This is a genomic window from Nocardioides aurantiacus, from assembly GCF_003752505.1.
Lineage (GTDB): Bacteria > Actinomycetota > Actinomycetes > Propionibacteriales > Nocardioidaceae > Marmoricola > Marmoricola aurantiacus.
The window spans coordinates 3,221,761-3,246,515 of the sequence record NZ_RKHO01000001.1 but is presented as its reverse complement, the minus strand read 5'-3'; the positions used below and the strand labels follow the sequence as shown (position 1 = coordinate 3,246,515).

The 24,755-nt window shown below is 73.3% G+C and carries 24 protein-coding genes; 13 read left to right on the top strand and 11 right to left on the bottom strand.

Going from position 1 to position 24,755, the window contains the following annotated elements; genetic code table 11:
* Nucleotide 1: 1 nt before the first annotated feature.
* Nucleotides 2-562 (top strand): DUF4245 family protein, encoded by a 561-nt coding sequence (locus EDD33_RS15735; RefSeq protein WP_170169845.1) that lies wholly within the window; start codon nt 2-4, stop codon nt 560-562.
* Nucleotides 563-566: 4 nt separating this feature from the next.
* Here EDD33_RS15735 and EDD33_RS15730 read toward each other — a convergent pair whose 3' ends face one another.
* Both EDD33_RS15730 and xseA read right to left on the bottom strand, forming a co-directional pair.
* Nucleotides 567-773, bottom strand: coding sequence for an exodeoxyribonuclease VII small subunit (locus tag EDD33_RS15730; RefSeq protein ID WP_123391932.1), 207 nt, complete (start codon nt 771-773; stop codon nt 567-569).
* Entirely contained in the window at nt 766-2,037 is a 1,272-nt protein-coding gene (xseA, locus tag EDD33_RS15725) for an exodeoxyribonuclease VII large subunit (protein ID WP_123391931.1), read from the bottom strand. The genes EDD33_RS15730 and xseA overlap by 8 nt, the downstream gene beginning before the upstream one ends.
* Before the next feature lie 56 nt (nt 2,038-2,093).
* Here xseA and EDD33_RS15720 point away from each other — a divergent pair, with 56 nt between their 5' ends.
* Entirely contained in the window at nt 2,094-3,092 is a 999-nt protein-coding gene (locus tag EDD33_RS15720; RefSeq protein ID WP_123393539.1) for a 4-hydroxy-3-methylbut-2-enyl diphosphate reductase, read from the top strand.
* Nucleotides 3,093-3,095: 3 nt separating this feature from the next.
* Complete coding sequence (locus tag EDD33_RS15715) at nt 3,096-3,716, top strand: L-threonylcarbamoyladenylate synthase (protein WP_123391930.1); 621 nt, start codon at nt 3,096-3,098, stop codon at nt 3,714-3,716.
* On the opposite strand, the gene EDD33_RS15710 is transcribed toward EDD33_RS15715, so the two are convergent.
* Nucleotides 3,665-4,120, bottom strand: a complete 456-nt coding sequence (locus tag EDD33_RS15710) for a DUF6542 domain-containing protein (RefSeq protein ID WP_211332571.1) — start codon at nt 4,118-4,120, stop codon at nt 3,665-3,667. The genes EDD33_RS15715 and EDD33_RS15710 overlap by 52 nt on opposite strands.
* 19 nt (nt 4,121-4,139) lie before the next feature.
* The gene (locus EDD33_RS15705) at nt 4,140-5,267 is read right to left on the bottom strand and encodes a DNA recombination protein RmuC (protein ID WP_123391929.1); all 1,128 of its coding nucleotides are present in this window, start codon (nt 5,265-5,267) and stop codon (nt 4,140-4,142) included.
* 329 nt (nt 5,268-5,596) lie between these two features.
* On the opposite strand from EDD33_RS15705, the gene EDD33_RS15700 reads away from it, so the two are divergent.
* Together EDD33_RS15700 and katG are read left to right on the top strand one after the other, a co-directional pair.
* Nucleotides 5,597-6,052, top strand: coding sequence for a Fur family transcriptional regulator (locus EDD33_RS15700; protein WP_123391928.1), 456 nt, complete (start codon nt 5,597-5,599; stop codon nt 6,050-6,052).
* Between the two features lie 32 nt (nt 6,053-6,084).
* The gene (katG, locus tag EDD33_RS15695; RefSeq protein ID WP_123393537.1) at nt 6,085-8,286 is read left to right on the top strand and encodes a catalase/peroxidase HPI; all 2,202 of its coding nucleotides are present in this window, start codon (nt 6,085-6,087) and stop codon (nt 8,284-8,286) included.
* A 66-nt stretch (nt 8,287-8,352) separates the two neighbouring features.
* Here katG and EDD33_RS15690 read toward each other — a convergent pair whose 3' ends face one another.
* Both EDD33_RS15690 and EDD33_RS15685 read right to left on the bottom strand, forming a co-directional pair.
* Nucleotides 8,353-9,567 carry a cysteine desulfurase-like protein gene (locus tag EDD33_RS15690; RefSeq protein WP_123391926.1) on the bottom strand — a complete coding sequence of 405 codons (1,215 nt, stop codon included), beginning with the start codon at nt 9,565-9,567 and terminating at the stop codon, nt 8,353-8,355.
* A 19-nt stretch (nt 9,568-9,586) separates the two neighbouring features.
* The gene (locus EDD33_RS15685; RefSeq protein WP_123391925.1) at nt 9,587-10,360 is read right to left on the bottom strand and encodes an exodeoxyribonuclease III; all 774 of its coding nucleotides are present in this window, start codon (nt 10,358-10,360) and stop codon (nt 9,587-9,589) included.
* A gap of 72 nt (nt 10,361-10,432) precedes the next feature.
* Here EDD33_RS15685 and EDD33_RS15680 point away from each other — a divergent pair, with 72 nt between their 5' ends.
* From EDD33_RS15680 to EDD33_RS15665, 4 genes are all read left to right on the top strand, one after another.
* Nucleotides 10,433-10,756 carry a TraR/DksA family transcriptional regulator gene (locus tag EDD33_RS15680; RefSeq protein ID WP_123391924.1) on the top strand — a complete coding sequence of 108 codons (324 nt, stop codon included), beginning with the start codon at nt 10,433-10,435 and terminating at the stop codon, nt 10,754-10,756.
* 84 nt (nt 10,757-10,840) lie between these two features.
* Nucleotides 10,841-11,032 (top strand): hypothetical protein, encoded by a 192-nt coding sequence (locus tag EDD33_RS15675; RefSeq protein WP_123391923.1) that lies wholly within the window; start codon nt 10,841-10,843, stop codon nt 11,030-11,032.
* Nucleotides 11,033-11,097: 65 nt separating this feature from the next.
* Complete coding sequence (locus EDD33_RS15670) at nt 11,098-13,608, top strand: DEAD/DEAH box helicase (protein ID WP_123391922.1); 2,511 nt, start codon at nt 11,098-11,100, stop codon at nt 13,606-13,608.
* Nucleotides 13,609-13,759: 151 nt separating this feature from the next.
* On the top strand, nt 13,760-14,281 hold the full coding sequence (locus tag EDD33_RS15665) for a P-loop nucleotide/nucleoside kinase family protein (protein WP_123391921.1): 522 nt from the start codon (nt 13,760-13,762) through the stop codon (nt 14,279-14,281).
* A 148-nt stretch (nt 14,282-14,429) separates the two neighbouring features.
* Here EDD33_RS15665 and EDD33_RS15660 read toward each other — a convergent pair whose 3' ends face one another.
* The 4 genes from EDD33_RS15660 to EDD33_RS15640 are packed head-to-tail and all read right to left on the bottom strand — an operon-like array spanning nt 14,430 to nt 19,936.
* Nucleotides 14,430-15,626, bottom strand: a complete 1,197-nt coding sequence (locus EDD33_RS15660) for an acyl-CoA dehydrogenase family protein (protein WP_123391920.1) — start codon at nt 15,624-15,626, stop codon at nt 14,430-14,432.
* Nucleotides 15,623-16,516, bottom strand: coding sequence for an alpha/beta fold hydrolase (locus EDD33_RS15655; protein WP_211332570.1), 894 nt, complete (start codon nt 16,514-16,516; stop codon nt 15,623-15,625). Before EDD33_RS15655 ends, EDD33_RS15660 begins: the two co-directional genes overlap by 4 nt.
* Nucleotides 16,506-18,440, bottom strand: a complete 1,935-nt coding sequence (locus tag EDD33_RS15650; RefSeq protein WP_211332569.1) for a PHA/PHB synthase family protein — start codon at nt 18,438-18,440, stop codon at nt 16,506-16,508. Before EDD33_RS15650 ends, EDD33_RS15655 begins: the two co-directional genes overlap by 11 nt.
* Nucleotides 18,440-19,936 carry a long-chain-fatty-acid--CoA ligase gene (locus EDD33_RS15640; RefSeq protein ID WP_123391916.1) on the bottom strand — a complete coding sequence of 499 codons (1,497 nt, stop codon included), beginning with the start codon at nt 19,934-19,936 and terminating at the stop codon, nt 18,440-18,442. The genes EDD33_RS15650 and EDD33_RS15640 overlap by 1 nt, the downstream gene beginning before the upstream one ends.
* Nucleotides 19,937-20,046: 110 nt before the next feature.
* Between EDD33_RS15640 and ychF the strand changes: the two genes are divergently transcribed.
* From ychF to EDD33_RS15625, 3 genes are all read left to right on the top strand, one after another.
* Nucleotides 20,047-21,123 (top strand): redox-regulated ATPase YchF, encoded by a 1,077-nt coding sequence (gene ychF / locus EDD33_RS15635; protein WP_123391915.1) that lies wholly within the window; start codon nt 20,047-20,049, stop codon nt 21,121-21,123.
* A gap of 98 nt (nt 21,124-21,221) precedes the next feature.
* The gene (locus EDD33_RS15630) at nt 21,222-21,719 is read left to right on the top strand and encodes a GNAT family N-acetyltransferase (RefSeq protein WP_123391914.1); all 498 of its coding nucleotides are present in this window, start codon (nt 21,222-21,224) and stop codon (nt 21,717-21,719) included.
* The gene (locus tag EDD33_RS15625) at nt 21,716-22,498 is read left to right on the top strand and encodes an ABC transporter permease (RefSeq protein ID WP_211332568.1); all 783 of its coding nucleotides are present in this window, start codon (nt 21,716-21,718) and stop codon (nt 22,496-22,498) included. Before EDD33_RS15630 ends, EDD33_RS15625 begins: the two co-directional genes overlap by 4 nt.
* On the opposite strand, the gene EDD33_RS15620 is transcribed toward EDD33_RS15625, so the two are convergent.
* Entirely contained in the window at nt 22,495-23,202 is a 708-nt protein-coding gene (locus EDD33_RS15620) for a hypothetical protein (protein WP_123391913.1), read from the bottom strand. The two genes, EDD33_RS15625 and EDD33_RS15620, sit on opposite strands and share 4 nt — an antisense overlap.
* A gap of 105 nt (nt 23,203-23,307) precedes the next feature.
* Here EDD33_RS15620 and EDD33_RS15615 point away from each other — a divergent pair, with 105 nt between their 5' ends.
* A complete protein-coding gene (locus EDD33_RS15615) occupies nt 23,308-24,741 on the top strand; it encodes a hypothetical protein (RefSeq protein WP_123393531.1) in 1,434 nt (477 codons plus the stop codon).
* The last annotated feature ends 14 nt before the right edge of the window (nt 24,742-24,755 follow it).

Sequence of the window (24,755 nt, the reverse complement as noted above, 5' to 3'; positions counted from 1 at the left end):
CATGAGCCAGACCTCCAACAGCCCCGGTCGCTACCGCCGGAGCTCCGGAGGGCTGATCGGCGCCATGGTCGTCACCGTCGTGCTGGTGCTCGTCTACGTCACGCTCCGCGCCTTCGTCTTCGGCGACCGGACCTCCGAGGTGGCCGGGGTCGACTGGGAGGCCCAGGTGCGGGCCGGCCGGGCAGACGGCAAGCTGACCGTCCCGGCGCCGAGGTCCCTGCCGGAGGGCTGGAAGGCCACCAGTGCGGCGTACCAGACCGGTACGGCGCCGAGCTGGCGCCTGGGTGTACTCGACCCCGAGCAGCTCTACGTCGGCGTCTACGAGCGCCTCGCCAGCATCGACGACCTCGTGCAGGAGCACGTCGACGAGGACGCCGAGGACGAGGGCACGGTCACGGTGGCGGGCGAGGAGTGGCGGGTCTTCACCGACGCCGGCGGCGACTACGCGCTGGCGCGGACCGTCGAGGAGCCCACCGGGGGCCGCGGCTCGGTCGTGGTGGTGGGGACGGTGCCGCCCACCGAGGTCCGCGACTTCGCGGCCGGCCTGACCACCGGCGACTAGGGGGCTAGTCCTCCAGCGCGGCGTCGAGGCGCTCGCGGGCGCCCTCCAGCGCCTCCTGGCACACCCGTGCCAGCTCCTCGCCGCGCTCCCAGAGCGCCAGCGACTCGGCGAGGCTGGTGCCGCCGCCCTCGAGGGTGCGGACCACCTCGACGAGCTGGTCGCGCGCCTCCTCGTAGCTCAGCGGCCCGGGCTCCTCTGTCTGCTCACTCATCGGGGTCCTCCTGGGGGTGGGTCTGGTCGGTCTCGCCGACGAGGGCGACGCGCTCGACGCCGGTGACGGTGGCGCCGATGCGGCCGTCGGCGACGCGGACGTGGAGCGTGGCGCCGGGCTCGAGGTCGGCGACGCTGGAGCGGGCCCGGCCGTCGGCGTCGGAGATCACGGCGTAGCCCCGGCGCAGGGTGGCCAGCGGCGACAGGGCCCGCACGCGGGCGAGCTGGTGGCCGAGGTCGACCTCGCCGCGGTCGACCCGGTGTCCGAAGCTGCGGCGGGCGCGGTCGCGCAGCGCGTCGACCTCGTGGGCGCGCTCGGCCAGGCCCGCCCGCGGGTCGGCGAGGCTGGGGCGCGAGCGCAGGGACTCCAGGGTGCGGCGCTCGCGGTCGAGCAGCTGACGGACCGCACGGCGACCCCGCTCGCGCGCGGTCAGCACCCGTTGGGCCTCCTCGGCCACGTCGGGCACGACCCGCTTGGCGGCGTCGGTCGGGGTGGAGGCCCGCAGGTCGGCGACCAGGTCGAGCAGCGGCGAGTCGGGCTCGTGGCCGATGGCCGAGACGACCGGGGTGGTCGCCGCGTGCACGGCGCGGACCAGCGACTCGTCGGAGAAGGGGAGCAGGTCCTCCACGGAGCCCCCGCCCCGTGCGATCACGACCACGTCGACGCCCGGGTCGCGGTCGAGGGCGGTCAGCGCCTCCATCACCTCGCGGGCCGCGTGGACGCCCTGCATCGCGGCGTACCGCACCTCGAAGCGGACGCCCGGCCAGCGACGCCGCGCGTTGTCGAGGACGTCGCGCTCGGCCGCGCTGTTCTGCGCGGTGACCAGCCCGACGGCGCGCGGGAGGAAGGGCAGCGCCCGCTTGTGCACGTCGGAGAAGAGCCCCTCGGCGGCGAGCAGCTGACGACGGCGCTCCAGGCGGGCCAGCAGCTCGCCCTCGCCGACGAGCCGGATCTCGCGGACCTGCAGCGACAGGGTGCCTCGGGTGGGGTAGAACGACGGCTTGGCGTGGACCACCACCGAGGCCCCCTCGACCAGGGGGGTGGGCAGCGAGTCGACCACGCCACGCGGGCAGGTCACCGAGACCGAGACGTCGGCCAGCTTGTCGCGCAGCGTGAGGAACACGGTGTTGAGGCCGCCCCGGCGCGAGACCTGCGTGACCTGCCCCTCCACCCACACCGCCCCCAGCCGCTCCACCCAGGCGCCGATGGCCTGGCTGATCTGGCGGACGGGCGCTGGGTGCTCGGGTGAGGTCTCCAGGGCCATGCCCGCACCCTAGGTGCCGGCACCGACGGCGAGGGTCGCCGCCTACCATGGGACCCATGACCGACCTGGGTACGCCGACCTTCCTCCCGCCCGACCAGGCCGACCTCGCCGTCCGCCTGGCCGCGCCGCGCGGCTACTGCGCAGGCGTCGACCGCGCCGTGATCACCGTGGAGAAGGCGCTCGACCTCTACGGCTCGCCGGTCTACGTGCGCAAGCAGATCGTGCACAACAAGCACGTCGTGGCCGACCTGGAGTCGCGCGGGGCGATCTTCGTCGAGGAGCTCGACGAGGTGCCGTCCGGCGAGACCGTGGTGTTCTCCGCCCACGGCGTCTCCCCGGCGGTGCACACCGACGCCGCCGAGCGGGGGCTGAAGACCATCGACGCGACCTGCCCGCTGGTGACGAAGGTCCACCACGAGGCCCGCCGCTTCGCCACCGACGACTACGACATCCTGCTCATCGGCCACGAGGGCCACGAGGAGGTCGAGGGCACCGCCGGCGAGGCGCCCGAGAACATCCAGCTCGTGCAGAGCCCGGCCGACGTGCCGAACATCGTGGTCCGCGACCCCGCCAAGGTCGCCTGGCTCTCGCAGACCACCCTCTCGGTCGACGAGACGATGGACACCGTCGACGCCATCCGCGAGCGGTTCCCGCTGCTGCTGGACCCGCCGAGCGACGACATCTGCTACGCCACCCAGAACCGCCAGCTGGCGATCAAGGAGATCGGCAAGGACGCCGACCTCGTCATCGTCGTGGGCTCGGCCAACTCCTCGAACTCGGTGCGGCTGGCCGAGGTCGCCCTCGAGGCGGGCGCCAAGGCGGCCTACCGCGTGGACGACGCCGGGGAGGTCGACCTGGCCTGGCTCGAGGGCGTGCGCACGGTGAGCGTGACCTCCGGCGCCTCGGTGCCCGACTCGCTGGTGGTCGGCGTGCTGGAGCTGCTCTCCGAGCACGGCTACCCCGACGCCGAGGCGGTGCACACGGCCGAGGAGTCGCTGATCTTCGCCCTCCCGCCCGAGCTGCGCCGCGACCTGCGGGCCGCCGGCAAGTCCTGAGCCGTGGCCCGCTTCCTCGACGTCCACCCGGTCGACCCGCAGCCGCGCACGATCGCCCAGGCCGTCGCGCTGCTGCGCGAGGACGGCCTGCTGGCCTACCCGACCGACTCCGGCTACGCGCTGGGGATCCAGCTCGGCAACCGTGACGGGCTCGCCCGGATCAAGCGGCTGCGCGACCTCGACGACCGGCACCACTTCACGCTGGTCTGCCGCGACTTCGCCCAGCTCGGGCAGCTCGTCAAGCTCGACAACGCGGCCTTCCGGGCGGTGAAGTCGGCGACCCCGGGGCCCTACACCTTCATCCTGCCCGCCACCTCCGAGGTGCCGAAGCGGCTGATGCACCCCAAGAAGCGCACCGTCGGCGTCCGCATCCCCGAGCACCCCGTCGTGCAGGCGCTGCTCGAGGAGCTGGGGGAGCCGCTGCTCTCCAGCACGTTGCTGCTGCCGGGCGAGACCGAGCCGATGACCGACGGCTGGACCGTCAAGGAGGCGCTCGACCACCAGCTCGACGCGGTGCTCGACAGCGGTGAGTGCGGCCAGGAGCCGACGACCGTCGTGGACTTCTCCGAGGGCTACCCCGAGGTGACGCGGGTGGGCGCCGGCGACCCCGAGCGCTTCGCGTAGCGCTCCCCGTGGCGGGCCTGCACGCGCATCCGGATCACCAGCACCGCCAGCACCAGGGCGTACGCCGCGGCGAGGCCGCCGGCGCGGTGGGCCAGGCCCGAGACGACCGCCTGGACGACGGTGTCCTCGGGCAGCGCGACCCAGCCGGGCTCGACCAGCGCGGCGAGCAGCACCAGGCCGAGCAGCAGCAGGGGCGGCAGCACGGCCACCGGGAAGAAGTCGCTCGGCCTCACCGCCAGCGCGGCGGCGACGCTGAGCGCCACGAAGCCGAGGTCGAACAGCAGCGACAGCTCGGGTCCGAGGAGCAGGTCGACGGCGAGGACGAGCAGGCCGGCCAGGACCGCCAACCGCACGACGCGGCTGCCGCTCAGCTGTCCCTCTTCCCACAGGGTGGGTGCGCTCACGCCGACAACGTAGGTCGGCTCACGCCGTGTCGCGGCGCGACTCGCCGGGCGGGGCCTCGTCGTGGGGCAGCTCGGGACGGGTGGGGGCGACCTCGTCGAGCAGCTCGGCGGCCGTCAGCGGCCGCGAGGTGGAGGTGACCGACCGCGGGCGCGACAGCTCCTCGCGGGCCACGCCGATGTCCTCGAACTGGCGGGCGGTGACGAGCACCCGGCTCTCCAGCGACCCGACGGCGGCGTTGTAGCCCTCGACGGCGGCGGTGAGCGAGCGGCCGACCCGGTCGAGGTGGCCGCCCATGATCCCGATCCGGGCGTGCAGCTCCCGGCCCAGCTCGTGGATCTCGCGGGTGCGCTCGGCCAGCAGCTCGGTGGTCCACCCGTGGGCGACGGTGCGCAGGAGGGCGATCAGGGTGGTCGGGGTCGCGAGGACGACGTCGCGTGCGGCGGCGTACTCCAGGAGGGTGGGGTCGGTCTCCAGCGCCGCGGCCAGGAAGGACTCGGCGGGGACGAACATGACGACGAACTCCGGGCTGCCCGGCAGTGACCGCCAGTAGGCCTTCGAGGAGAGCCCGTCGACGTGGGTGCGGACCTGCCGCACGTGGCGGCGCAGGTGGGCCTGGGTCTCGTCCTCGTCGTCGGCGGTGAGCGCGTCGAGGTGGGCGTCGAGCGGCACCTTGGCGTCCACCACGACCGACCGGCCACCCGCGAGCCGGACCACCAGGTCCGGCCGCTGCCGCCGGTCGTCGCCGTCGGTGAGGTGGACCTGCTCGGAGAAGTCGCAGTGCTCGACCATGCCGGCCAGCTCGACCGAGCGTCGCAGGTGGAGCTCGCCCCACTGGCCGCGCACGTGCGGGCGCCGCAGCGCCGTCGACAGCGCGCCCGTCTCGCGGCGCAGCAGGTCGGTGCTGTGCCGGACGTCGTCGACCTGCTGACGCAGCTGCCCCTGCCACGACGCGCGCTGGTGCTCCACGTCGCGCAGCCGTTCGTGGAGCCGGTCGAGGCCGTCGCGCAGCACCGCCTGGTCCTCGCCGCGGGCACCGAGCGCCCGCAGCACCTCGGGCTCCCCGCCGCGCCGCGACCACACCAGCGTCGCGAGCGCCCCGAGGAGCAGGCCGATCACCAGGGTCAGCACGGGCAGCAGCAGGTCCATGGCCGCAGCGTGCCAGCGACCACCGACAGCCCCCGGCGGGCGCGCGTTGCTCGCCGCCGCGGTCCCCTTGTAAATCGGGGTTGTGGACGCTCCACACGGGTCGTGACGCCCCGAGACCGTCCACAACCCTCGCCAGGTCCCCGCGTACGCCGCGGCGTACGGCCCGCGACCGTCGGGCGGGCCGCTCGCCCGTCCTCCGCGGGTCTGTGGACGCCTCGAGCCCGTCACAGCGCGAGTGGTGCGTCCACAACCCCGATCTACCGGGGGACGTCACGCGCACGCACCCCGCTAGTCTTGATTCGTTCCAGAAAGTGCGGGAGGGTGGGGCGATGGACACCAGGGCGGAGGGTCGGCTGCGCGAGGCCTCGCTGCGCGTGACCCGGCCGCGCGTCGCCGTGCTGGAGGCCGTCAGCGACCATCCGCACGCCGACACCGAGTCGGTGATCCGGCACACCCGGGAGCGTCTCGGTGAGGTCTCCCACCAGGCGGTCTACGACGTGCTCCGGGCGCTCACCGCCGCCGGTCTCGTACGCCGGATCCAGCCGACCGGCTCCGTGGCCCGCTACGAGGCCCGCGTCGGCGACAACCACCACCACGTGGTGTGCCGCTCGTGCGGTGCCATCGCCGACGTCGACTGCGCCGTCGGCGGCGCACCGTGCCTGCACGCCTCCCAGGACCACGGCTTCGTCATCGACGAGGCCGAGGTCGTCTACTGGGGCACCTGCCCCCGTTGCTCCACCCGCACCACCCCCACCTCCCACCCCGACCGAGAGGACATCCGGTGACCGACCAGAGCCACGAGACCCGCGAAGCAGAGATGAACGACCAGGACGCCGGCGGCTGCCCGGTCGCCCACGGCCGGATGAGCCACCCCACGGAGGGGTCCTCCAACGAGCGCTGGTGGCCCGAGTCGCTCAACGTCAAGATCCTCCGCAAGCACCACCCCTCCTCGGACCCGATGGGCGAGGACTTCGACTACGCCGCCGAGTTCGCCACCATCGACCTCGAGGAGCTGCGCGCGGACGTCCGCCACGTGCTGACCGACTCGAAGGACTGGTGGCCCGCCGACTTCGGCCACTACGGCCCGTTCTTCATCCGGATGGCCTGGCACAGCGCCGGCACCTACCGCGTGGCCGACGGCCGCGGTGGCGCCGGAGCCGGCATGCAGCGCTTCGCGCCGCTGAACAGCTGGCCCGACAACGCCAGCCTCGACAAGGCCCGTCGCCTGATCTGGCCGGTCAAGCAGAAGTACGGCCGCAAGCTGTCGTGGGCCGACCTGATCGTGTTCACCGGCAACGTCGCGCTCGAGGACATGGGCCTGCCGACGTTCGGCTTCGCCGGTGGCCGCGCCGACGTGTGGGAGCCCGACGAGGACGTCTACTGGGGTCCCGAGACCACCTGGCTGGGCAACGACCGCTACCGGGGCGACCGTGAGCTGCAGGGCCCCCTCGCCGCGGTCCAGATGGGCCTGATCTACGTCAACCCCGAGGGCCCGGACGGCAACCCCGACCCGCTGGCCTCGGCGCGCGACATCCGCGAGACCTTCGGTCGGATGGCGATGAACGACGAGGAGACCTTCGCGCTGATCGCGGGCGGTCACACCTTCGGCAAGACCCACGGTGCCGCCGACCCCGAGCCGCACGTGGGCCCCGAGCCCGAGGGCGCCGACATCAGCCAGCAGGGCTTCGGCTGGAAGAACTCCTTCGGCAGCGGTGCCGGTCGCGACGCGATCACCAGCGGCATCGAGGTCACCTGGACCGCCACGCCGACGCAGTGGAGCATGAAGTACCTCGAGAACCTCTACGAGCTCGACTGGGAGCTCACCAAGGGCCCCGGCGGCGCGTTCCAGTGGCAGCCCAAGGACGGCGCCGCGGCCAACACCGTGCCCGACCCGGAGGACGGCTCGCTCTCGCGGCCGCCGACCATGCTCACGACCGACGTGGCCCTCAAGGTCGACCCGGTGTACGACGAGATCGGCCGTCGCTTCCTGGCCAACCCCGACCAGTTCGCCGACGCCTTCGCCCGCGCGTGGTTCAAGCTGACCCACCGCGACATGGGTCCGATCGAGCGCTACCTCGGCGCCGAGGTGCCCGGCGAGGAGCTCATCTGGCAGGACCGCGTGCCGGCCGTCGACCACGAGCTGGTCGACGACGCCGACGTCGCGGCGCTCAAGGCGAAGGTCCTGGAGTCCGGCCTGTCGGTCTCCCGCCTGGTGGCCACCGCGTGGGCCTCGGCCTCGACCTTCCGCAGCAGCGACAAGCGGGGTGGCGCCAACGGCGCCCGCATCCGCCTGGAGCCGCAGAGCGGCTGGGAGGTCAACGAGCCCGACGAGCTGGCCCAGGCGCTGCGCGTCCTCGAGGGCGTCCAGGCCGACTTCAACGCCACGGCAGGTGGCGGCAAGAAGATCTCGCTGGCCGACCTGATCGTGCTGGCGGGCGGCGCGGCCGTCGAGAAGGCCGCGAAGGACGCCGGCCTCGAGGTCACGGTGCCGTTCGCGCCCGGTCGCACCGACGCCTCCGCCGAGCAGACCGACGTCGAGTCGTTCTCCTGGCTGGAGCCGAAGGCCGACGGCTTCCGCAACTTCGTGGGCAAGGGGCAGCTGCTCCCCGCGGAGTTCCTGCTCGTCGACCGCGCCAACCTGCTCGGCCTCAGCGCTCCCGAGCTGACCGTGCTCGTCGGCGGCCTGCGGGTGCTCGGTGCCAACACCGGCGGCTCGACCGCCGGCGTGCTGACCGACCGTCCGGGCGTGCTGAGCAACGACTTCTTCGTCAACCTGCTCACCATGGACGTGGAGTGGCACCAGGTCGGCGACGACCGCGACTCCTTCCAGGCCGTGCGCCGGGGCACCGACGAGGTCGTGTGGACCGGCACCCGCAACGACCTGGTGTTCGGCTCCAACTCCGAGCTGCGCGCCGTCGCCGAGGTGTACGCCTCCTCGGACGCGCAGGAGAAGCTCGTGCGTGACTTCGTCGCCGCCTGGGACAAGGTGATGACGGCCGACCGCTACGACCTGGCCTGAGCCGCAGGTCCACCGCAGCATCCCGGAGCCCGGGTCGACCACGGTCGGCCCGGGCTCCGGCGTCGCTCAGCCCAGCGAGTCCAGCCCGGCGAGCAGCCGGTCGACGTCGTCGGTGCTGGAGTACGCCGCCAGCCCGACCCGCACCGCTCCGGCGTCGCCGAGGCCGAGCCAGCGCGAGGCCTCGATCGCGTAGAAGTTGCTCGCCGGCGCGTGGATCCCCAGCGACCCGAGGTGCTCGTGGACCTCGTGCCCCGAGCGGCCCGCGACCTCCAGCAGCACCGTGGGCGTACGACGCGCCGCCCGGCCGTGCGTGCGCACGTGGCCCAGCGACCCGAGGCCGTCGAGCAGCCGGGCCAGCAGCGCCGCCTCGTGGCGCTCGACCGCCGCCATCGAGGTCAGGACCCGCTCCCGCCGGGCGGGCGGCTCGGACGCGGCTCCGGAGGGGACCAGCGCGGCCACGAAGTCGACGGCCGCGGTGGTGCCGGCGAGCAGCTCGTAGGGCAGCGTGCCCAGCTCGAACCGCTCCGGCACGGCGTCGGTCGAGGGCAGCAGCTTGTCGGGCCGCAGCGTCTCGAGCAGGTCGGGCGAGGCGACCAGCGCGCCGTGGTGGGGCCCGAAGAACTTGTAGGGCGAGCAGGCCAGCAGGTCGACGCCGAGGGCCGTCAGGTCGACGGCCGCGTGCGGCACGAGGTGCACCGCGTCGAGGTGGACGAGCGCGCCGACCGCGTGGGCCGCGGCCGCGATCGCGGCCACGTCGGGCCGGGTGCCGATCAGGTTGGAGGCACCGGTGACCGCGACGAGCCGGGTGCGCTCGCCCAGCACGCCTGCGACGTCGTCGAGCTCGCCGGTGTCGCGGTCGAAGCCCAGCCAGCGCACGGTCGCACCGACGCGCTCGGCCAGCGTCACCCAGGGGCGCACGTCGGCGTCGTGGTCGAGCCGGGTGACGACGACCTCGTCGCCGGGCCCCCAGCCGGCCGCCAGGGTGCGGGCCAACGCCCAGGTCAGCTCGGTCATCGAGCGGCCGAAGACGACGCCGCGGGGGTCGCCGCCCACCAGGTCGGCGACCGCGGCGCGGGCGGCGGTCACGACCTCGTCGGCCCGACGCTCCGAGGGGTTCACCGGTCCGCGGTTGCTGAGCCCGGCGACCAGCGTGTCGGCGACGGCGTCGGCGACCACGGTCGGCGTCAGCGAGCCGCCGGGGGAGTCGAAGCGGGCCCGGCCGTCGGCCAGCGCGGGGAAGGCGCGGCGTACGCGCTCGAGGTCGAGGTCGAGGTCGTCCATGGCGGTCTCCTGCTCCTGGTCAGTCGAGGTCGACGACGACGGGGGCGTGGTCGCTGGCGCCCTTGCCGGCCCGCTCGTCGCGGTCGATGAAGGCCCCGCGCACCCGGTCCGCGAAGGACGGGTTGCCGAGCACGAAGTCGATGCGCATGCCGCGGTTGCGCTCGTAGCGCTGCCGGTAGTAGTCCCAGTAGGTGTAGACCTCGGGCCCCGGCGCGTGCGGGCGGACGACGTCGACCCAGTCGTCGTCGAGGAACGCCTCGAAGGCGGCGCGCTCGGGCCGGGTCACGTGGGTGCTCCTGGCGAACGCCGCGACGTCGAAGACGTCCTCGTCCTGCGGCGCGATGTTCCAGTCGCCGACGAGCGCGACGTCGCCGCTCATCGACCGCGAGGCCTCGTGCAGCCGCGCCAGCCAGTCGAGCTTGTAGGCGTAGTGGGGGTCGTCGACCTTGCGCCCGTTGGGCACGTAGAGCGACCACACGCGCACGCCGCCGCACGTCGCCCCCAGCGCCCGCGCCTCGGCCACCCCCGGGTCGCCCCAGGAGGGCATGCCCTCGAACCCGACCTCCACGTCCTCGATGCCGACCCGGCTGATCACCGCGACGCCGTTCCACTGGTCGTGGCCGACTGCGGCGACGTCGTACCCCAGGCTGGTGAGCCCCATCAGCGGCAGCTGCTCCTCGCGGGCCTTGGTCTCCTGCAGCGCCAGCACGTCAACGTCGTGGCGCTGCAGGAACGCCTCGACCCGGTCGATGCGGCTGCGGAGGGAGTTGACGTTCCAGGTGGCGATGCGCACCGGGCGAGGGTATGCCGCGCCACCGACCGCCGCCGGCCCTGCCCCGGCGCGACCGCAGGGCATGCTGGGCCGATGGACCCGCGCCGCACGCTGACCGAGAAGCTCGCCGAGATCGACGCGCAGATGACCGAGATGGAGCGGCCGCCGACCGAGACGGGCGGCATCTCCTTCGGCAAGCGGATCGGCGAGGGGACGTCGCTGGCCATCGACCGGATGCAGCAGGTGGCGGTCCACGACCAGCTGCAGGGCGTCCGGGCCGACGTCGTGCGGGCGCTGGAGAAGCTCGACGAGGACTCCTACGGCCGCTGTGACGTGTGTGGTCGGGAGATCCCCGCGGGGCGGCTCGAGGCGCTGCCGTGGGCGGTGCTCTGCGTGGACGACGCCGCCCGTCGCTGAGGCCGGGCGGATGCATCAAGACGGGCGTCCTGGGCACGAGACCTCATCGGGCAACGTGGCCCGGTGACTACGAGGGAGACCGTCATGGCCAATCTGCGAGGAATCATCAACAGGGTCGCCGGCGGCGCCGCGAGCGGCCGCCGCACCGGAGGCACCCCGGGTCCCGGGCGCGTCGGGGGACCCGGCACCGGGGCCGCCGGCGGTCGCCGCAGCTCCGACGAGGCCATCGGCCGCGGCGTGCGCGGCCTGCTCGGCAAGCTGGGCGGCCGCCGCTGACCCTCGGGGTCGAGCGCACCACCGCAGCACCGGCCGGGCCGCGGGTCGGGGAGACTGGACGCACGATGCGCCTCCTCGACCTGCTGCCCGGCTCGCCCGACGCCCCCGTCCCCGCCGACCCCGATGCGCTGTACGACGCGTTCTCGACGTGGGTGGGGGAGCAGGGGCTGACGCTCTACCCGGCGCAGGAGGAGTCGCTGATCGAGCTGGTCAGCGGGGCCAACCTGATCCTGTCCACCCCGACCGGCACCGGCAAGAGCCTGGTCGCTCTGGCGGCGCACGCCGTCGCGCTCTCCGAGGGCCGCCGGACGTTCTACACCGCGCCGATCAAGGCGCTGGTCTCGGAGAAGTTCTTCGCGCTCGTCGACGTGCTCGGTCCCGAGCACGTCGGGATGCTCACCGGCGACGCCGCCATCAACGCGCAGGCCCCGGTGATCTGCTGCACCGCCGAGGTGCTGGCCAACATCGCGCTGCGCGAGGGGTCCTCGGCCGACGTCGGCCAGGTCGTGATGGACGAGTTCCACTACTACTCCGAGCCCGACCGCGGCTGGGCCTGGCAGGTGCCGCTGCTGGAGCTCACCGGCGCGCAGTTCGTGCTGATGTCCGCGACGCTGGGCGACGTCAGCCGCTTCGAGGCCGACCTGACCCGGCGTACGGGACGGGCCACGGCGGTGGTCACCCACACCGAGCGGCCGGTGCCGCTGTCCTACGAGTGGGCCGTGACGCCGCTGCACGAGACGATCGAGGAGCTGCTGACGACCCACCAGGCCCCGGCGTACGTCGTCCACTTCACGCAGGCATCCGCGCTGGAGCGCGCGCAGGCGCTGACCAGCGTCAAGGTCGCGACCCGCGAGGAGAAGGACCGGATCGCCGAGCGGCTGGTCGACTTCCGGTTCGCCCCCGGCTTCGGCCGGACGCTGTCGCGGCTGCTCAAGGCCGGGATCGGGGTCCACCACGCGGGCATGCTGCCGAAGTACCGCCGCCTCGTCGAGCAGCTCGCCCAGGCCGGCCTGCTCAAGGTCATCTGCGGCACCGACACCCTCGGCGTCGGCATCAACGTGCCGATCCGGACGGTGGTGCTGACCGGCCTGACGAAGTACGACGGCCGCCGCCAGCGGATGCTCAAGGCGCGTGAGTTCCACCAGATCGCCGGTCGCGCGGGGCGTGCGGGCTACGACACGGCCGGCACCGTCGTGGTGCAGGCGCCGGACCACGTCGTGGAGAACGCCCGGTTGGTGGCCAAGGCCGGCGACGACCCCAAGAAGCTCAAGCGGGTGCAGCGCAAGAAGCCGCCCGAGGGGCAGGTGACCTGGAACGAGGACACCTTCCGCCGACTCGTGGAGGGCGAGCCCGAGCCGCTGGTCTCCCGGATGCGGGTCACCCACTCGATGCTGCTCAACGTCATCGCCCGGCCGGGCGACCCGGCGGCGGCGATGCGGCGGCTGCTGCGCGACAACCACGAGGACGAGCGCTCGCAGCGGCGGCTGATGCGCCTCGCGGCCGCGCAGCACCGCTCGCTGCTCGCGGCCGGGGTGGTGCGGCTGGTGCCGCGCGAGCCCGACGGCCGGCGGGTCCGGCTGGCCGAGGGGCTGCAGCTCGACTTCGCGCTCAACCAGCCGCTCTCGGCGTACGCCCTGGACGTGCTGGACACCCTCGACCCCGAGTCCGCGACGTACGCCCTCGACATCCTGTCGGTCATCGAGGCCACCCTCGACGACCCCGGGCCGGTGCTGCGCGCGCAGGAGCACCTGGCGCGGGGCGAGGCGATCGGCGCGATGAAGGCCGAGGGGATCGAGTACGACGAGCGGATGGAGCTGCTCGAGGAGGTCACCCACCCGCAGCCGCTGCAGGAGCTGCTCGAGCACACCTTCGGCCTCTACCGCGCCCACCACCCGTGGGTCGGCGAGGACGCGCTCTCGCCGAAGTCGGTGGTGCGCGACCTCTACGAGCGGGCGATGTCGTTCGGGGAGTACGTCGCGTTCTACGGCCTGACCCGCTCCGAGGGGCTGGTGCTGCGCTACCTCGGCGACACCTACCGCGCCCTGCGCCAGACCGTGCCCGACCGGGTCCGCACCGACGAGCTGACCGACATCGTGGAGTGGCTCGGGCTGCTGGTGCGCCAGACCGACTCGAGCCTGCTCGACGAGTGGGAGCAGCTCAGCGACCCCGACCACGTGCTCGCCGAGGTCGGTCCCGACGTGCTGCCGCCCGCGCCGGCGGCGATCACCGCCAACACCCGCGCCTTCACCGTCCTGGTGCGCAACGCGATGTTCCGCCGCGTCGAGCTGGTGGCCCGGCGGCGCCTCGCCGACCTGCAGGAGCTCGACGCCGACGTCGACTGGGAGGCCGGCCTGGTCGCCTACTTCGACGAGCACGCCTGGATCGCGACCGACGCCGACGCCCGCAGCCCGCTGCTGTTCCAGGTCGAGAAGACGGCGACGACCTGGGAGGTCCAGCAGGTGCTCGCCGACCCCGAGGGCCACCACGACTGGCGGATCACGGCCACCGTCGACCTCCCCGCCTCCGACGACGCCGGTGAGCTGGTGCTGGTCGTGGGTGGGGTGGTGCGGCTGTAGGGCAGTTTCACCGGCTAGCCGGTGAAACTGCCCGGGAAACCGGGAGCAAACGGGCACCACCGGGCAGTTTCGGCGCACCGGCCGCCCGACTTGTCCGTACGCCGCCCCGCCACCCGTGGACGCCGGTGGTCCGGCGCGGTGGGATGGTCGGGTGTACGTCGTCCTCACCGGTCCGCCCGCCTCCGGCAAGAGCACCCTCGCGGCCGCGCTCGCGGTCGAGCTCGGGCTGCCGCTGCTGGCCAAGGACACCCTGAAGCAGGGACTGGTCGACGTCCTGGGGGCGGCGGACGTCGCGATCTCGCGGGCGCTGGGACGGGCCGCGGTGGTGGCGCTGCTGGCTGTCGCCCGGGAGGCGCGGTCGGGGGTGCTGGACAGCGTGTGGGTCGACCGGGCCCGGGCGCTCGAGCAGCTGGGCGAGCTCGGGGTGGACGTCGAGGTGCACTGCCGGGTCGACGTACCGACGCTGCGGGAGCGGTACGCCGCCCGCGCGGCCACCAAGGGGCCGGGTCACTTCGACGCCGACCGCCCCGAGGACGAGCTGTGGCCGCCGGAGGCGCGCGCGCCGCTGGCCGGAGGCTGGCCGGTCGTCGAGGTCGACACCTCCGCTCCCGTCGACGTCCCTGCCCTCGCCCGGGACGTCATCGCGATCGTGGCCTCCAGACCACGATCCTGATGACGTCCGGGGGGACGTCGGGGACGTCGGGGACGTCGGGGAGGCGGCGGGGCCTCGGAGCGTCGTACGAGGTGGTCGTCAGGACGACGAGGACGCATGACGCACCACGCCACCCCGCTCGCCCCACCACCGCAGCGGGGGGCCAGCCCTAGACGAAGGCGCTCTCGCCCGTGATCGCCCGACCGACGATGAGGGTGTTGATCTCGCGGGTGCCCTCGTAGGAGTAGATCGCCTCGGCGTCGGCCACGAAGCGGCCGACGTGGTGCTCGAGCAGGATGCCGTTGCCGCCGAGGACCTCGCGGGCCCAGCCGACCGCCTCGCGCATCCGGACCGTCGCGTGGGCCTTGCACAGCGAGGCGTGCTCGTCGCGCAGCTGGCCGGCGTCCTGCAGCTGCGAGGCGCGGGCGTTCATGGCGGTGGACGCGGTGACGTTGGCCAGCATCTTGACCAGCAGGTCCTGGACCATCTGGAAGCCGGCGATCGGACGCCCGAACTGCTCGCGCTGCTTGGTGTAGCGCAGCGCGTGCTCGAAGGCGCCGCGGGCGCACCCGGCGGCCTGCCAGGCCACGCCCATCCGGGTCACGCGCAGCACGTCGGCGGTGGTGCGGAAGGACTCGGCGCGCTGCAGCCGGTTGGCCTCGGGGACCCGGGCGTCGCGCAGGTGGATCTCGGCGTTCTGGACGACGCGGAGGGCGATCTTGTCCTCCTGCTTGACCAGCTCGACGCCGTCGGTGCCCTTCTCGACGACGAAGCCCTTGACCTGGCCGTCGTCGGTGTCGCGGGCCCAGACGACGATCAGGTCGGCGAAGGTCGCGTTGCCGATCCACTTCTTGTCGCCGTTGAGGACCCACTCGTCGCCGTCGCGGGTCGCGGTGGTGGCCAGGCCCTGCGAGATGGCCGAGCCGGTCTCGGGCTCGGTCAGGCCGAAGGCGCCGATCAGCTCCATCCGCGCCATCGCGGGCAGCCAGCGCTCGCGCTGCTCGTCGGAGCCGCCGAGCTGGATCGAGCCCATCGCCAGGCCGCCGTGGACGCCCATGAAGGTGCCCATCGAGGGGTCGACGCGGGCGAGCTCCATGGCGACCAGGCCGTCGACGAGAGCGCCGCGGCCGGGACAGCCGGGGCCGTCGTACGCCAGGCCGGCGATGCCGAGCTCGGCCATGCCACCCAGCAGCTCGTGGGGGAACTCCGCGCGGGTCCAGTAGTCGTTGATGACCGGCTCGACCTCACGGGTCATCCACGCCCGCACCCGGCTGAGCAGCTCGCGGTCCTGCTCCTCGAGCAGCAGCTCGAACCCCAGGAAGTCGGAGAAGGGGGACTCGTCCACCTGGCCGTCGAGCTCGCTCATGCAGGTCTCCTCAGGGTGTCGGGCTCGTCCAGGAAGGCATCGATCACCGGGGCCAGCTCGTCGGCCTCGGTCAGGATGCCGAGGTGGCCGCCGTGGTAGAGGTGCAGCCGGGCGCGCGGGATCATCGCCGCCTGCATCCGGGGGTTGACCGCCGGGATGATCGGGTCGTCGTCGCCCCCCATCACCAGGGTCGGCTGCCGCAGCAGGCCGAGGAACGGCAGGCTCGTCCAGCCCGCCATCGCGGCGAGCTGGTAGTAGTAGCCCCGCTTCGGGCCCGACCGGGTCGCGGCGTGGAGCAGGGCGGCACCACGCTCGGGATCGGTGCGCATCGAGCCGCCGTAGATCTCGGGGGCCACCCGAGCGGCGTACTCCGGGTCGCGGTGGCGTCGCGGCGTCGACATGATGCCGAGCACCCGCGGCGAGGCGGGCACCATCAGGCAGCCGGTGCCGGTGGCGACCAGCACCACGCGGTGCACCTTGCGCGGCGACTGCACCGCCAGCTGCTGGGCCAGGCCACCGCCCCACGACAGCCCGAAGACGTCGAAGCGGCGGTGCCCCAGCTTGGCCATCAGGGCGGTGACCCACGACGACAGCGCGGCGATGGGGTACGGCGTGGGCGGCAGCGCCGACCCGCCGATGCCGGGCACGTCGAAGCGCACCAGGCCGCGGTCGGGGTGGAGCTGGTCGACCAACGGCTGCAACGCCTCGAGGCTGACCCCGATGCCGTTGCACAGCAGCAGTGGCGGCTTGCTCGCGTAGGACCCGACCCCGGGCCGCACGGACACGCGTGCCGTGATGCCGCGCACCGTCAGCTGGCGCACGACGTCGCGGCGGAGCGGCGTCATCACGTCACCGTCGCCGGAGGCTCCCTGCGGCGGCTCAGCGGTCATGGACGTAGGTCCCGGGCGCGTCCGCGAGCGGCTCGTGGGACGCGTTGCCCAGGCGACGGGGCTTGGCCCTCTCCTCGCCGGTGCGCTCGGCCAGCCAGCCCGTCCAGTCGTCCCACCAGCTGCCCTTGACCTTGACCGCCCGGTCGAGCCACTCGGCGGCGTCGGCCGGGTTGTCGGTGCCCTGCTGGCCACCTCCGGACGGCGAGGTCTGGAAGCTGGCCTTGGGGTTGCCGGGCGGGTTGACCATGGCGGCGATGTGCCCGCTGGTCGACAGCACGAACTTGGTGTCGCCGCCCAGCAGCTGGGTCGTCTGGTAGCACGACTCCCACTTGCACAGGTGGTCGGCGATCCCGGCCACGACGTAGGCGTCGGTGGTGACCCGGGACAGGTCCACGGGGGTGTCGAGGATCGTCGCCGCGTCGGGCTCGACCAGGGCGTTGCGGATCGCCAGGTCCATGAAGTCGCGGTGCATCGCCGCCGACATCCGCACCGGGTCGGCGTTCCAGTAGAGGATGTCGAAGGCCTTCGGGGCGTGGCCCATCAGGTAGTTGTTGACCCAGTAGTTCCAGATCAGGTCGTTGGGCCGCAGCCAAGCGAAGATCTCCGCCAGCGTGCGCCCGTCGAGGTAGCCCTTCTCCTTCGACGCCTGCGTCGAAGCGGCCGCCGACTTGTGCGACAGCAGCGCGCTGGTGACGCCCGCGCGCTCCTGGTCGAGCACCGTCACCGCCAGGCTGTACGCCGCCACGCGGTCGAGCTGGTCGGTCCGGGCCAGGTGCGCGAGCACCATCGAGGCGATCATGCCGCCGGAGCAGATCCCGAAGATCGCGGTCCTGTCCTGGCGCGAGATGTCCTCGCAGGCCGACATCGCCTCCAGGATCGCCTGGCCGTAGGTGTCCAGGCCCCAGTCGGCGTGACGCACGTCGGGGTTGCGCCAGGAGATGCAGAACACCTGCTGGCCGGACTGCACGAGGTGCTCGACGAGCGAGCGCTGCTCGGCGAGGTCGATGACGTAGTACTTGTTGATCGTCGGCGGCACGATCAGCACCGGGACCTCGCGCACCTTGGGCGTCTGCGGGGTGTACTGGATCAGCTCGAAGACGTCGGTGCGGAACACGACGGCACCCGGGGTGACGGCGATGTCCTTGCCGACCTCGAAGGCGTCGGCCTCGACCATCGACGGCACCCGCGGCGGGGTCGCGAAGTCGCGCACCAGCCGACGGCCGCCCTCGACGAGGTTGCCGCCCCCGGTGTCGAGGGTCCGCTTGAGCACCTTGGGGTTCAGGAAGGGGTTGTTGCTGGGTGCGGCCGCCTCGACCAGGTTGTCCATGATGAAGCGGATCCGCTGGTCGTCGCCCCACTCGAGCGCGGCGTCGTCGACCAGGCCGCGGGCGGCCGCGCCGAGCGCGAGGTAGCCCTGGAGGGTGCGCTTGAACAGCGGGTTGCGGGCCCACGCCTCCTCGGTGAAGCGGCGGTCCTTCTCGGCCGGGGCGAGCCGGGAGCGGCCCAGGCCGACCCGGGTCAGCTCGGCGGCGAGCCCGGTGGTGCGGCGTACGACCTTGCCGGGGTGGCGCGCGAGCCCCGCGGTGAACTTGATGCCGGAGACCCCGGGCACGAACCGCCGCAGCGGCCCGGTGCCGGCGTCGGCCAGCAGCAGGTCGAGGGGGGTGGCGAGGGCGGTGCTGGCCGAGGTCTCGGCCTGCTCCTGCGACTCGTCCTGGCGGTGCATCCGACGTTCCGCCGCCCCCGACGCCGCCCCCGACGCCTTCTCGCTCGCCTTGGCCGCGCCCTTCCGGCTCGTCCTCCTCGCAGCTGCCTTCGTGGTCGGCGAGGACTTCTTCGCCGCCGGCTTCTTCTGCGCCGGCTGCTCCTCGGAGGCCCGCTGCGCGGGGGTCTCGACGGCCGGCTTCTCGGTCGTGGCTGTCATCAGGATCCGTTCTCGGGTGCGTTGACCTCGCGGCGCAGGATCTTGCCGGTGGGGCCCTTGGGGAGCTCCTCGACGATCCACACCGCGCGGGGGTACTTGTAGGCGGCCAGCCGGTCCTTGGCGAAGGCCTGCAGCTCCTCGACCTCGACCGAGGCGCCCTCCTTGAGCGCGACGGCGGCGCCGACCTCCTCGCCGAGCGAGTCGTCCTTGATGCCGATCACGGCCACCTCGCGGACGGCCTCGTGCTCGTAGAGCGCCTCCTCGACCTCGCGCGGGTAGACGTTGTAACCCCCGCGGATGATGAGGTCCTTCTTGCGGTCGACGATGAAGAAGTAGCCGTCCTCGTCACGGGTGGCGACGTCCCCGGTGGCGAACCAGCCGTCCTTGATCGACTCGGCGGTCGCCTCGTCCCGTCCCCAGTACCCCTTCATGACGTTCTCGCCCTTGATGACGATCTCGCCCTTCTCGCCCTGGGGGACCTCGTTGCCGTCGTCGTCGACGACCTTCATCTCGCAGCCCCGGACCTCGGTGCCGATCGAGCCGGGCTTGCGCTCCTGGCCGGGCTGGTTGAAGGAGGCGACCGGGGAGGTCTCGGACAGGCCGTAGCCCTCGAGCACGATGCAGTCGAACTTCTTCTCGAAGCTCTTCATCACCTCCACGGGCATGGCCGAGCCGCCGGAGATGCAGGTGCGCAGGCTCGACATGTCGGCTGCGTCCGCGCCCTTGGCGTGCAGCAGCGCGGCGTACATGGTCGGGACGCCCTCGAAGACGGTGACCTTGTCGCGGCCCACGACCTCGAGCGCCTTCTCGGGGTCGAAGCGCGGGACCAGGGTCAGGCAGGAGCCCTTGAGGACCGAGGCGTTGAGACCGCAGGTCAGCCCGAACACGTGGAAGAGGGGCAGGCAGCCCATGACGACGTCGTCCTCGGTGATCTCGATGAGGGTCTCGGCGCTGGTCGCGGCGTTGGTGCTCATGCTGTGGTGCGTCAGCTGGGCCCCCTTGGGCTGCCCGGTGGTGCCGGAGGTGTAGAGCAGCACGACGTCGTCGTCGTCCTCGCGGCTGACCACCTCGGTGACGGGGTCGTGCTGGGCCAGCACGTCGGCGAAGTCGGTGCCGACCTCGACGCACTCGATGCCGACCTCCGAGGCGCCCTTGCCGGCCTCCTCGGCCATGTCCTTCCACGCGAAGACGATCGAGGCGCCGGAGTCCTCGAGGTAGTACTTCACCTCGCGGCCCTTGAGCAGCGGGTTCATCGGGACCACGACCGCGCCGACCGTGAGGGCGCCGTAGAAGATCACCGGGAACGGCGGCACGTTGGGCAGCACCATCCCGACCCGGTCGCCCGGCCCGATGCCCTTGCTGCGCAGCATCCCGGCGACGCGCTGGGCCCCGGCCTGCACGTCGGACCACGTCAGAACCAGGTCGTCGAGCTTGATGGCGGGGCGGTCGGGGAACCGCTCGGCGGTCGCGGTCAGGTTGTCGGCCAGGTTCGTCATGCCCCTTGTCTACCCCGTCGTGACGCGCGCCACACCGGTCGGGTCCCACCCGTCCGGGCGTACGGCGGCGATTCGGCGACCCGGACCCTGCGCTCGTAGACTCGCCGCCCGTGGCCCTCACCATCGGGATCGTCGGACTCCCCAACGCCGGCAAGTCGACCCTCTTCAACGCGCTCACCAAGAACGACGTGCTCGCGGCGAACTACCCCTTCGCGACGATCGAGCCCAACGTCGGCGTCGTCGGGGTGCCCGACAGCCGTCTCGGCGTGCTCGCCGGGATCTTCTCCTCGGCCAAGGTGCTGCCCGCCACGGTGGAGTTCGTCGACATCGCCGGCATCGTCGCCGGCGCCTCCCAGGGGGAGGGCCTGGGCAACAAGTTCCTCTCCCACATCCGGGAGTCCTCGGCCATCTGCCAGGTGACCCGCGTCTTCCGCGACGAGGACGTCACCCACGTCGACGGCAAGGTCGACCCCGCCTCGGACATCTCCACCATCCAGACCGAGATGATCCTCGCCGACCTGCAGACGGTCGAGAAGGCCGTGCCGCGGCTGGAGAAGGAGGCCCGCGGCGACAAGGCCAAGGCGGCCAACCTCGCCGCCGCCCGCGAGGCGCTGGAGGCACTCGAGGCCGGTACGCCGATCAGCTCGACGAAGATCGACCGGGACCTCGTCCGCGAGCTGTCGCTGCTGACCGCCAAGCCCTACATCTACGTCTTCAACTGCGACGCCGACGAGCTCGGCGACGAGGAGCTCAAGCAGCGGATGCGCGACATCGTCGCGCCGGCCGAGGCGATCTTCCTCGACGCGAAGTTCGAGGCCGAGCTGGTCGAGCTCGGCGACGACGAGGAGGCGCGCGAGATGCTCGCCGAGACCGGGGTCGACGAGCCCGGGCTCGACGTCCTGGCCCGGGTCGGCTTCGACACCCTCGGCCTGCAGACCTACCTCACCGCCGGCCCCAAGGAGTCGCGCGCCTGGACGGTCCGCAAGGGCGCCACCGCGCCCGAGGCCGCCGGCGTCATCCACACCGACTTCCAGAAGGGCTTCATCAAGGCCGAGATCGTCTCCTTCGACGACCTCGTCGAGGCCGGCTCCATGGCCGCCGCCAAGAGCGCCGGCAAGGTGCGCATGGAGGGCAAGGACTACGTCATGGCCGACGGCGACGTCGTGGAGTTCCGCTTCAACGTCTGAGGCGTCCGCGGCGAGCGAGTCGTGTGGGTGAGGGGGCGCCAGCGCGCCCGCTGGACCACACGACTCGGGGGAGGGGCGTCTCCGCCTAGCCTGACCGCGTGATCCCGGCCCCGACGGAACGTCTGCGCTTCCGCGAGATGGAGGAGGCCGACCTCGACGCGATGGCCGCGCTGCTCGGCGACCCCGAGGTGATGCGCTTCTACCCGGCGCCCAAGACCCGCGACGAGGCGCTGGAGTGGATCCGCTGGAGCCGGCGCGGCTACGCGGAGCACGGCCACGGGCTGTGGGTCCTGGAGACCCACGAGGGTGAGTTCGTCGGTGACTGCGGGCTGACCTGGCAACCGGTGGGCGGGGCGCAGGTGCTCGAGGTCGGCTACCACGTGGTGGCGGCACTGCAGGGGCGCGGGTACGCCACCGAGGCCGCCCGAGCCTGTGTGGAGCTGGCCCTCGGTGCCGTGGGGGAGTCGCGCGTGGTCGCGATCGTCGTCCCGGACAACGCGCCCTCGCGCCGGGTCGCGGAGAAGGTCGGGCTGCGGGTCGAGCAGGAGGCCGTGGTCCACGGCCGCGCCGCGGTCGTCCTGGGTCTGCGCTCATGATCCTGCTCGCGGGGTCGGTCGCGCCGGCACCGGACTGGCGGCTGGGCGTGGTGCTGGTTCTGCTCGTCGCGCTGGCGGTCGGCGTCTCGCTCCTGGCCCGCACCGGCGTCGCCCGCGAGCAGCTCGTCGCGGCGGTGCGGGCGGTGGTGCAGCTCGCGGCCGTCTCGCTGGTCATCGCGGCCGCGCTCTCGTCGGTCTGGTGGTCGCTGCTGGTCGTCCTCGGGATGTACGCCGTGGCGGTGGCCACCGCCACGAGGCGGGTCGACGTGCCGGCGCGCCAGGCCGGGTGGGTCGGCCTGGCCGTGGCCGCGGGCGCGCTCCCGGTGCTGGTGCTCAGCCTCGGGTCGGGCGTGGTCCCGTTCTCCGGGGCCGGGATCGTGCCGGTGGCCGGCATCGTCGTCGGTGGGACGATGACGGCGGCGACGCTGACCGGGCGGCGTACGTCGGACGAGCTGGCGCAGCAGCACGGACGCTACGAGGCCGCCCTCGCCCTCGGGCTGCCGCAGCACGAGGCGGCCTTCCTGGTGGTCGAGCCCTCGGCCCGGGAGGCACTGGTGCCCGGCATCGACCAGACCCGCACCGTCGGCCTGGTGACGCTGCCCGGCGCCTTCATCGGCGTGCTGCTCGGCGGCGGTACGCCCCTGGAGGCGGCCTCGGCCCAGGTGCTGGTGCTGGTCGGGCTGATGGCGGGGCAGGCCGTCACCAACGCCGTGATGCTGCGCCTGATGACCCGCGCCCGGATCGTGCGGCGCGACCTGGCGGGAGTCTTCCCGCGCTAGGCGGGCCACCGCTGCGTCCGGCGACGCGTCCGCCACCGGCCCCAGAGCAGGAGCAGCGCCACCGGACCGGCGACCACGCCGAACGTGACGAGCTCGGCGCGCAGCGAGCCGGCGAAGAAAGCGCAGAGCGACCCGAGCATGACGGTGGTCAGGGTCGCGCCGACGAGGCCGGTCCGCCCCCGCCGGGGGAAGTCGTCCCAGGAGGTGCGGCGGTGCCAGACGCCGAGCAGCATCATCGCGCCGAGCGAGCCGAGCCAGAGGCCCGCCCACAGGGTGGTCCGGTCGCTGCCGGGCTCGCCCGACATCTCGACCACCCGCTCGCCGTCGACGTCGAACGCGACGACCGTGTCGCCGGCGTACAGCGCCGTGACGGGAGCCCCCGCCAGCAGCGTGGGCATCGCCCCGCCCCGGCTGGTCTCGTCACCCGAGAAGCGCACCCAGGCGTCGTCGACCGCCGGGTCGTCCGGCTCGAAGTGGTAGCGCTGGGAGGTGCGGCCACGGCGGTCGGTGAGGCTCCCGGGCACCGGCACCAGGCAGTCGTCGGCGCCGACGGCCGTGCCGGTGGCACAGACCCGGTCGGAGGCCACGACCTCGGCCCGCTGCCGGTCCTCGTCGAAGAGCCAGGGGGCGTAGAGGCCGGCCGCGAGCAGCACGAGCCCGACCGGCAGCTGCAACCACGGGGAGAGGGCCCAGCTGCGGTTCACACGGCGGACGCTACCGGCGACAGGGGGCGCCACGGGTGGGGATCGGGTCTAGGGTGGGCGCCGGGCGCCACTGTGACGCCCGTCACGTCCTGCTCGGAGGTCGTCATGCTGGTCCGTCACCGCCGCGCCCTCGCGGGCGCGCTCGCCGCCGTCACCGCGGCCACCACCCTCGCGCTCGTGCCGGGCACCGGCGTCGCCGAGGTCCGGCAGGCCGGGCGTCCCGCAGCCGTCCCGGGCGACCAGCCGCTGCCGGGCTACACGATCGTCAACCCGCCGCTCGCGCCGCTGGTCGTCGACGGCCGCCCGACGCGGGTGGTCCAGGGCGTGCACCAGCACGCGGCGTACGACATCGAGGTGCCGGCCCGCTGGAACGGCGAGCTGGTGATGTGGGCCCACGGCTACCGCGGCACCGGCCGGGTGCTCACCGTCGACCCGCCGCAGTTCGGGCTGCGCGAGCGGCTGCTGCGCCAGGGCTACGCCTGGGCGGCGTCGAGCTACGCCGAGAACGACTACGACGTCCGCACCGGCGTCACCACCACCAAGGGCCTGGCCGACCTCGCCGCGAGGACGCTCGGTCGGGAGCCGCGGCGCACCTACCTCGCCGGGGTCTCCATGGGCGGCCACGTCATCGGCCGCTCGCTCGAGCAGTACCCCACGGCGTACGACGGGGCGCTGCCGATGTGCGGCGTGCTCGGCGACCAGGAGCTGTTCGACTACTTCCTGGGCTACAACCTGGTGGCCCAGGACCTCGCCGACCGCCAGGTCTACCCGCCGCCCGCGGACTACCTGACCGCCGACGTGCCCGTGATCCAGCAGCGGCTGGGGCTGGCCGGGCTGCGGCCGGGCGGGCCGGACACCACCAACGCGCTGGGCAAGCAGCTGCGCGCGGTCACCACCAACCTCTCCGGCGGTCCGCGTCCGGGCGCCGACCAGGCCTTCGCGGTCTGGAAGGACTTCCTGTTCACGCTCTACACGCCCGACAACGGCGGCCCGCTGTCGCAGAACGCCGGCCGGCTGGCGCAGAACCTGCGCACCACCTACGCGCCCAACGCCCCGGTCGACGTGAACGCCAGCGTGCAGCGGGTGGCGCCGACCGACCCGGTGTCGCGCCGCACCCACCGGCTCACCCAGGTGCCGCGCATCGAGGGCCGCCCGCGCGTGCCGGTGATGACGCTGCACGGCCTCGGCGACCTGTTCGTGCCGTTCTCGATGGAGCAGGTCTACCGCCGCGAGGTCGCCCGCCAGGGACGCTCCGACCTGCTGGTCCAGCGCGCCGTCCGCGCCGCCGGCCACTGCGAGTTCACGCCGACCGAGGTCGGCCGGGCCTGGGACGACCTGACCCGCTGGGTGGAGTCGCGCGGCCCGGGCCGCGGGCTCGCGAAGGGCCGCCCGGTCGCACGCCCGGCCGGCGACGACGTGCTGACCGCGTCGACGGTCGCCTCCCCGACGTACGGCTGCCGCTTCACCGACCCCGCGGCGTACGCCTCGCCGGGGCTGTTCCCCACCCGGGCGCTCTACCCCCGCTGCCCGGCGGGGTGAGCCGCCCGCCGACG

Bases quoted from the DNA above. Each gene is read 5' to 3' on its own strand.
- EDD33_RS15680 (WP_123391924.1), top strand. From the start codon at position 10,433: ATGGACCCGCGCCGCACGCTGACCGAGAAGCTCGCCGAGATCGACGCG.
- EDD33_RS15730 (WP_123391932.1), bottom strand. From the start codon at position 773: ATGAGTGAGCAGACAGAGGAGCCCGGGCCGCTGAGCTACGAGGAGGCG.
- EDD33_RS15700 (WP_123391928.1), top strand. From the start codon at position 5,597: ATGGACACCAGGGCGGAGGGTCGGCTGCGCGAGGCCTCGCTGCGCGTG.
- katG (WP_123393537.1), top strand. From the start codon at position 6,085: ATGAACGACCAGGACGCCGGCGGCTGCCCGGTCGCCCACGGCCGGATG.
- EDD33_RS15670 (WP_123391922.1), top strand. From the start codon at position 11,098: ATGCGCCTCCTCGACCTGCTGCCCGGCTCGCCCGACGCCCCCGTCCCC.
- EDD33_RS15690 (WP_123391926.1), bottom strand. From the start codon at position 9,567: ATGGACGACCTCGACCTCGACCTCGAGCGCGTACGCCGCGCCTTCCCC.
- EDD33_RS15660 (WP_123391920.1), bottom strand. From the start codon at position 15,626: ATGAGCGAGCTCGACGGCCAGGTGGACGAGTCCCCCTTCTCCGACTTC.
- xseA (WP_123391931.1), bottom strand. From the start codon at position 2,037: ATGGCCCTGGAGACCTCACCCGAGCACCCAGCGCCCGTCCGCCAGATC.
- EDD33_RS15650 (WP_211332569.1), bottom strand. From the start codon at position 18,440: ATGACAGCCACGACCGAGAAGCCGGCCGTCGAGACCCCCGCGCAGCGG.
- EDD33_RS15675 (WP_123391923.1), top strand. From the start codon at position 10,841: ATGGCCAATCTGCGAGGAATCATCAACAGGGTCGCCGGCGGCGCCGCG.
- EDD33_RS15705 (WP_123391929.1), bottom strand. From the start codon at position 5,267: ATGGACCTGCTGCTGCCCGTGCTGACCCTGGTGATCGGCCTGCTCCTC.
- EDD33_RS15615 (WP_123393531.1), top strand. From the start codon at position 23,308: ATGCTGGTCCGTCACCGCCGCGCCCTCGCGGGCGCGCTCGCCGCCGTC.
- EDD33_RS15625 (WP_211332568.1), top strand. From the start codon at position 21,716: ATGATCCTGCTCGCGGGGTCGGTCGCGCCGGCACCGGACTGGCGGCTG.
- EDD33_RS15640 (WP_123391916.1), bottom strand. From the start codon at position 19,936: ATGACGAACCTGGCCGACAACCTGACCGCGACCGCCGAGCGGTTCCCC.
- EDD33_RS15720 (WP_123393539.1), top strand. From the start codon at position 2,094: ATGACCGACCTGGGTACGCCGACCTTCCTCCCGCCCGACCAGGCCGAC.
- EDD33_RS15655 (WP_211332570.1), bottom strand. From the start codon at position 16,516: ATGACCGCTGAGCCGCCGCAGGGAGCCTCCGGCGACGGTGACGTGATG.
- EDD33_RS15735 (WP_170169845.1), top strand. From the start codon at position 2: ATGAGCCAGACCTCCAACAGCCCCGGTCGCTACCGCCGGAGCTCCGGA.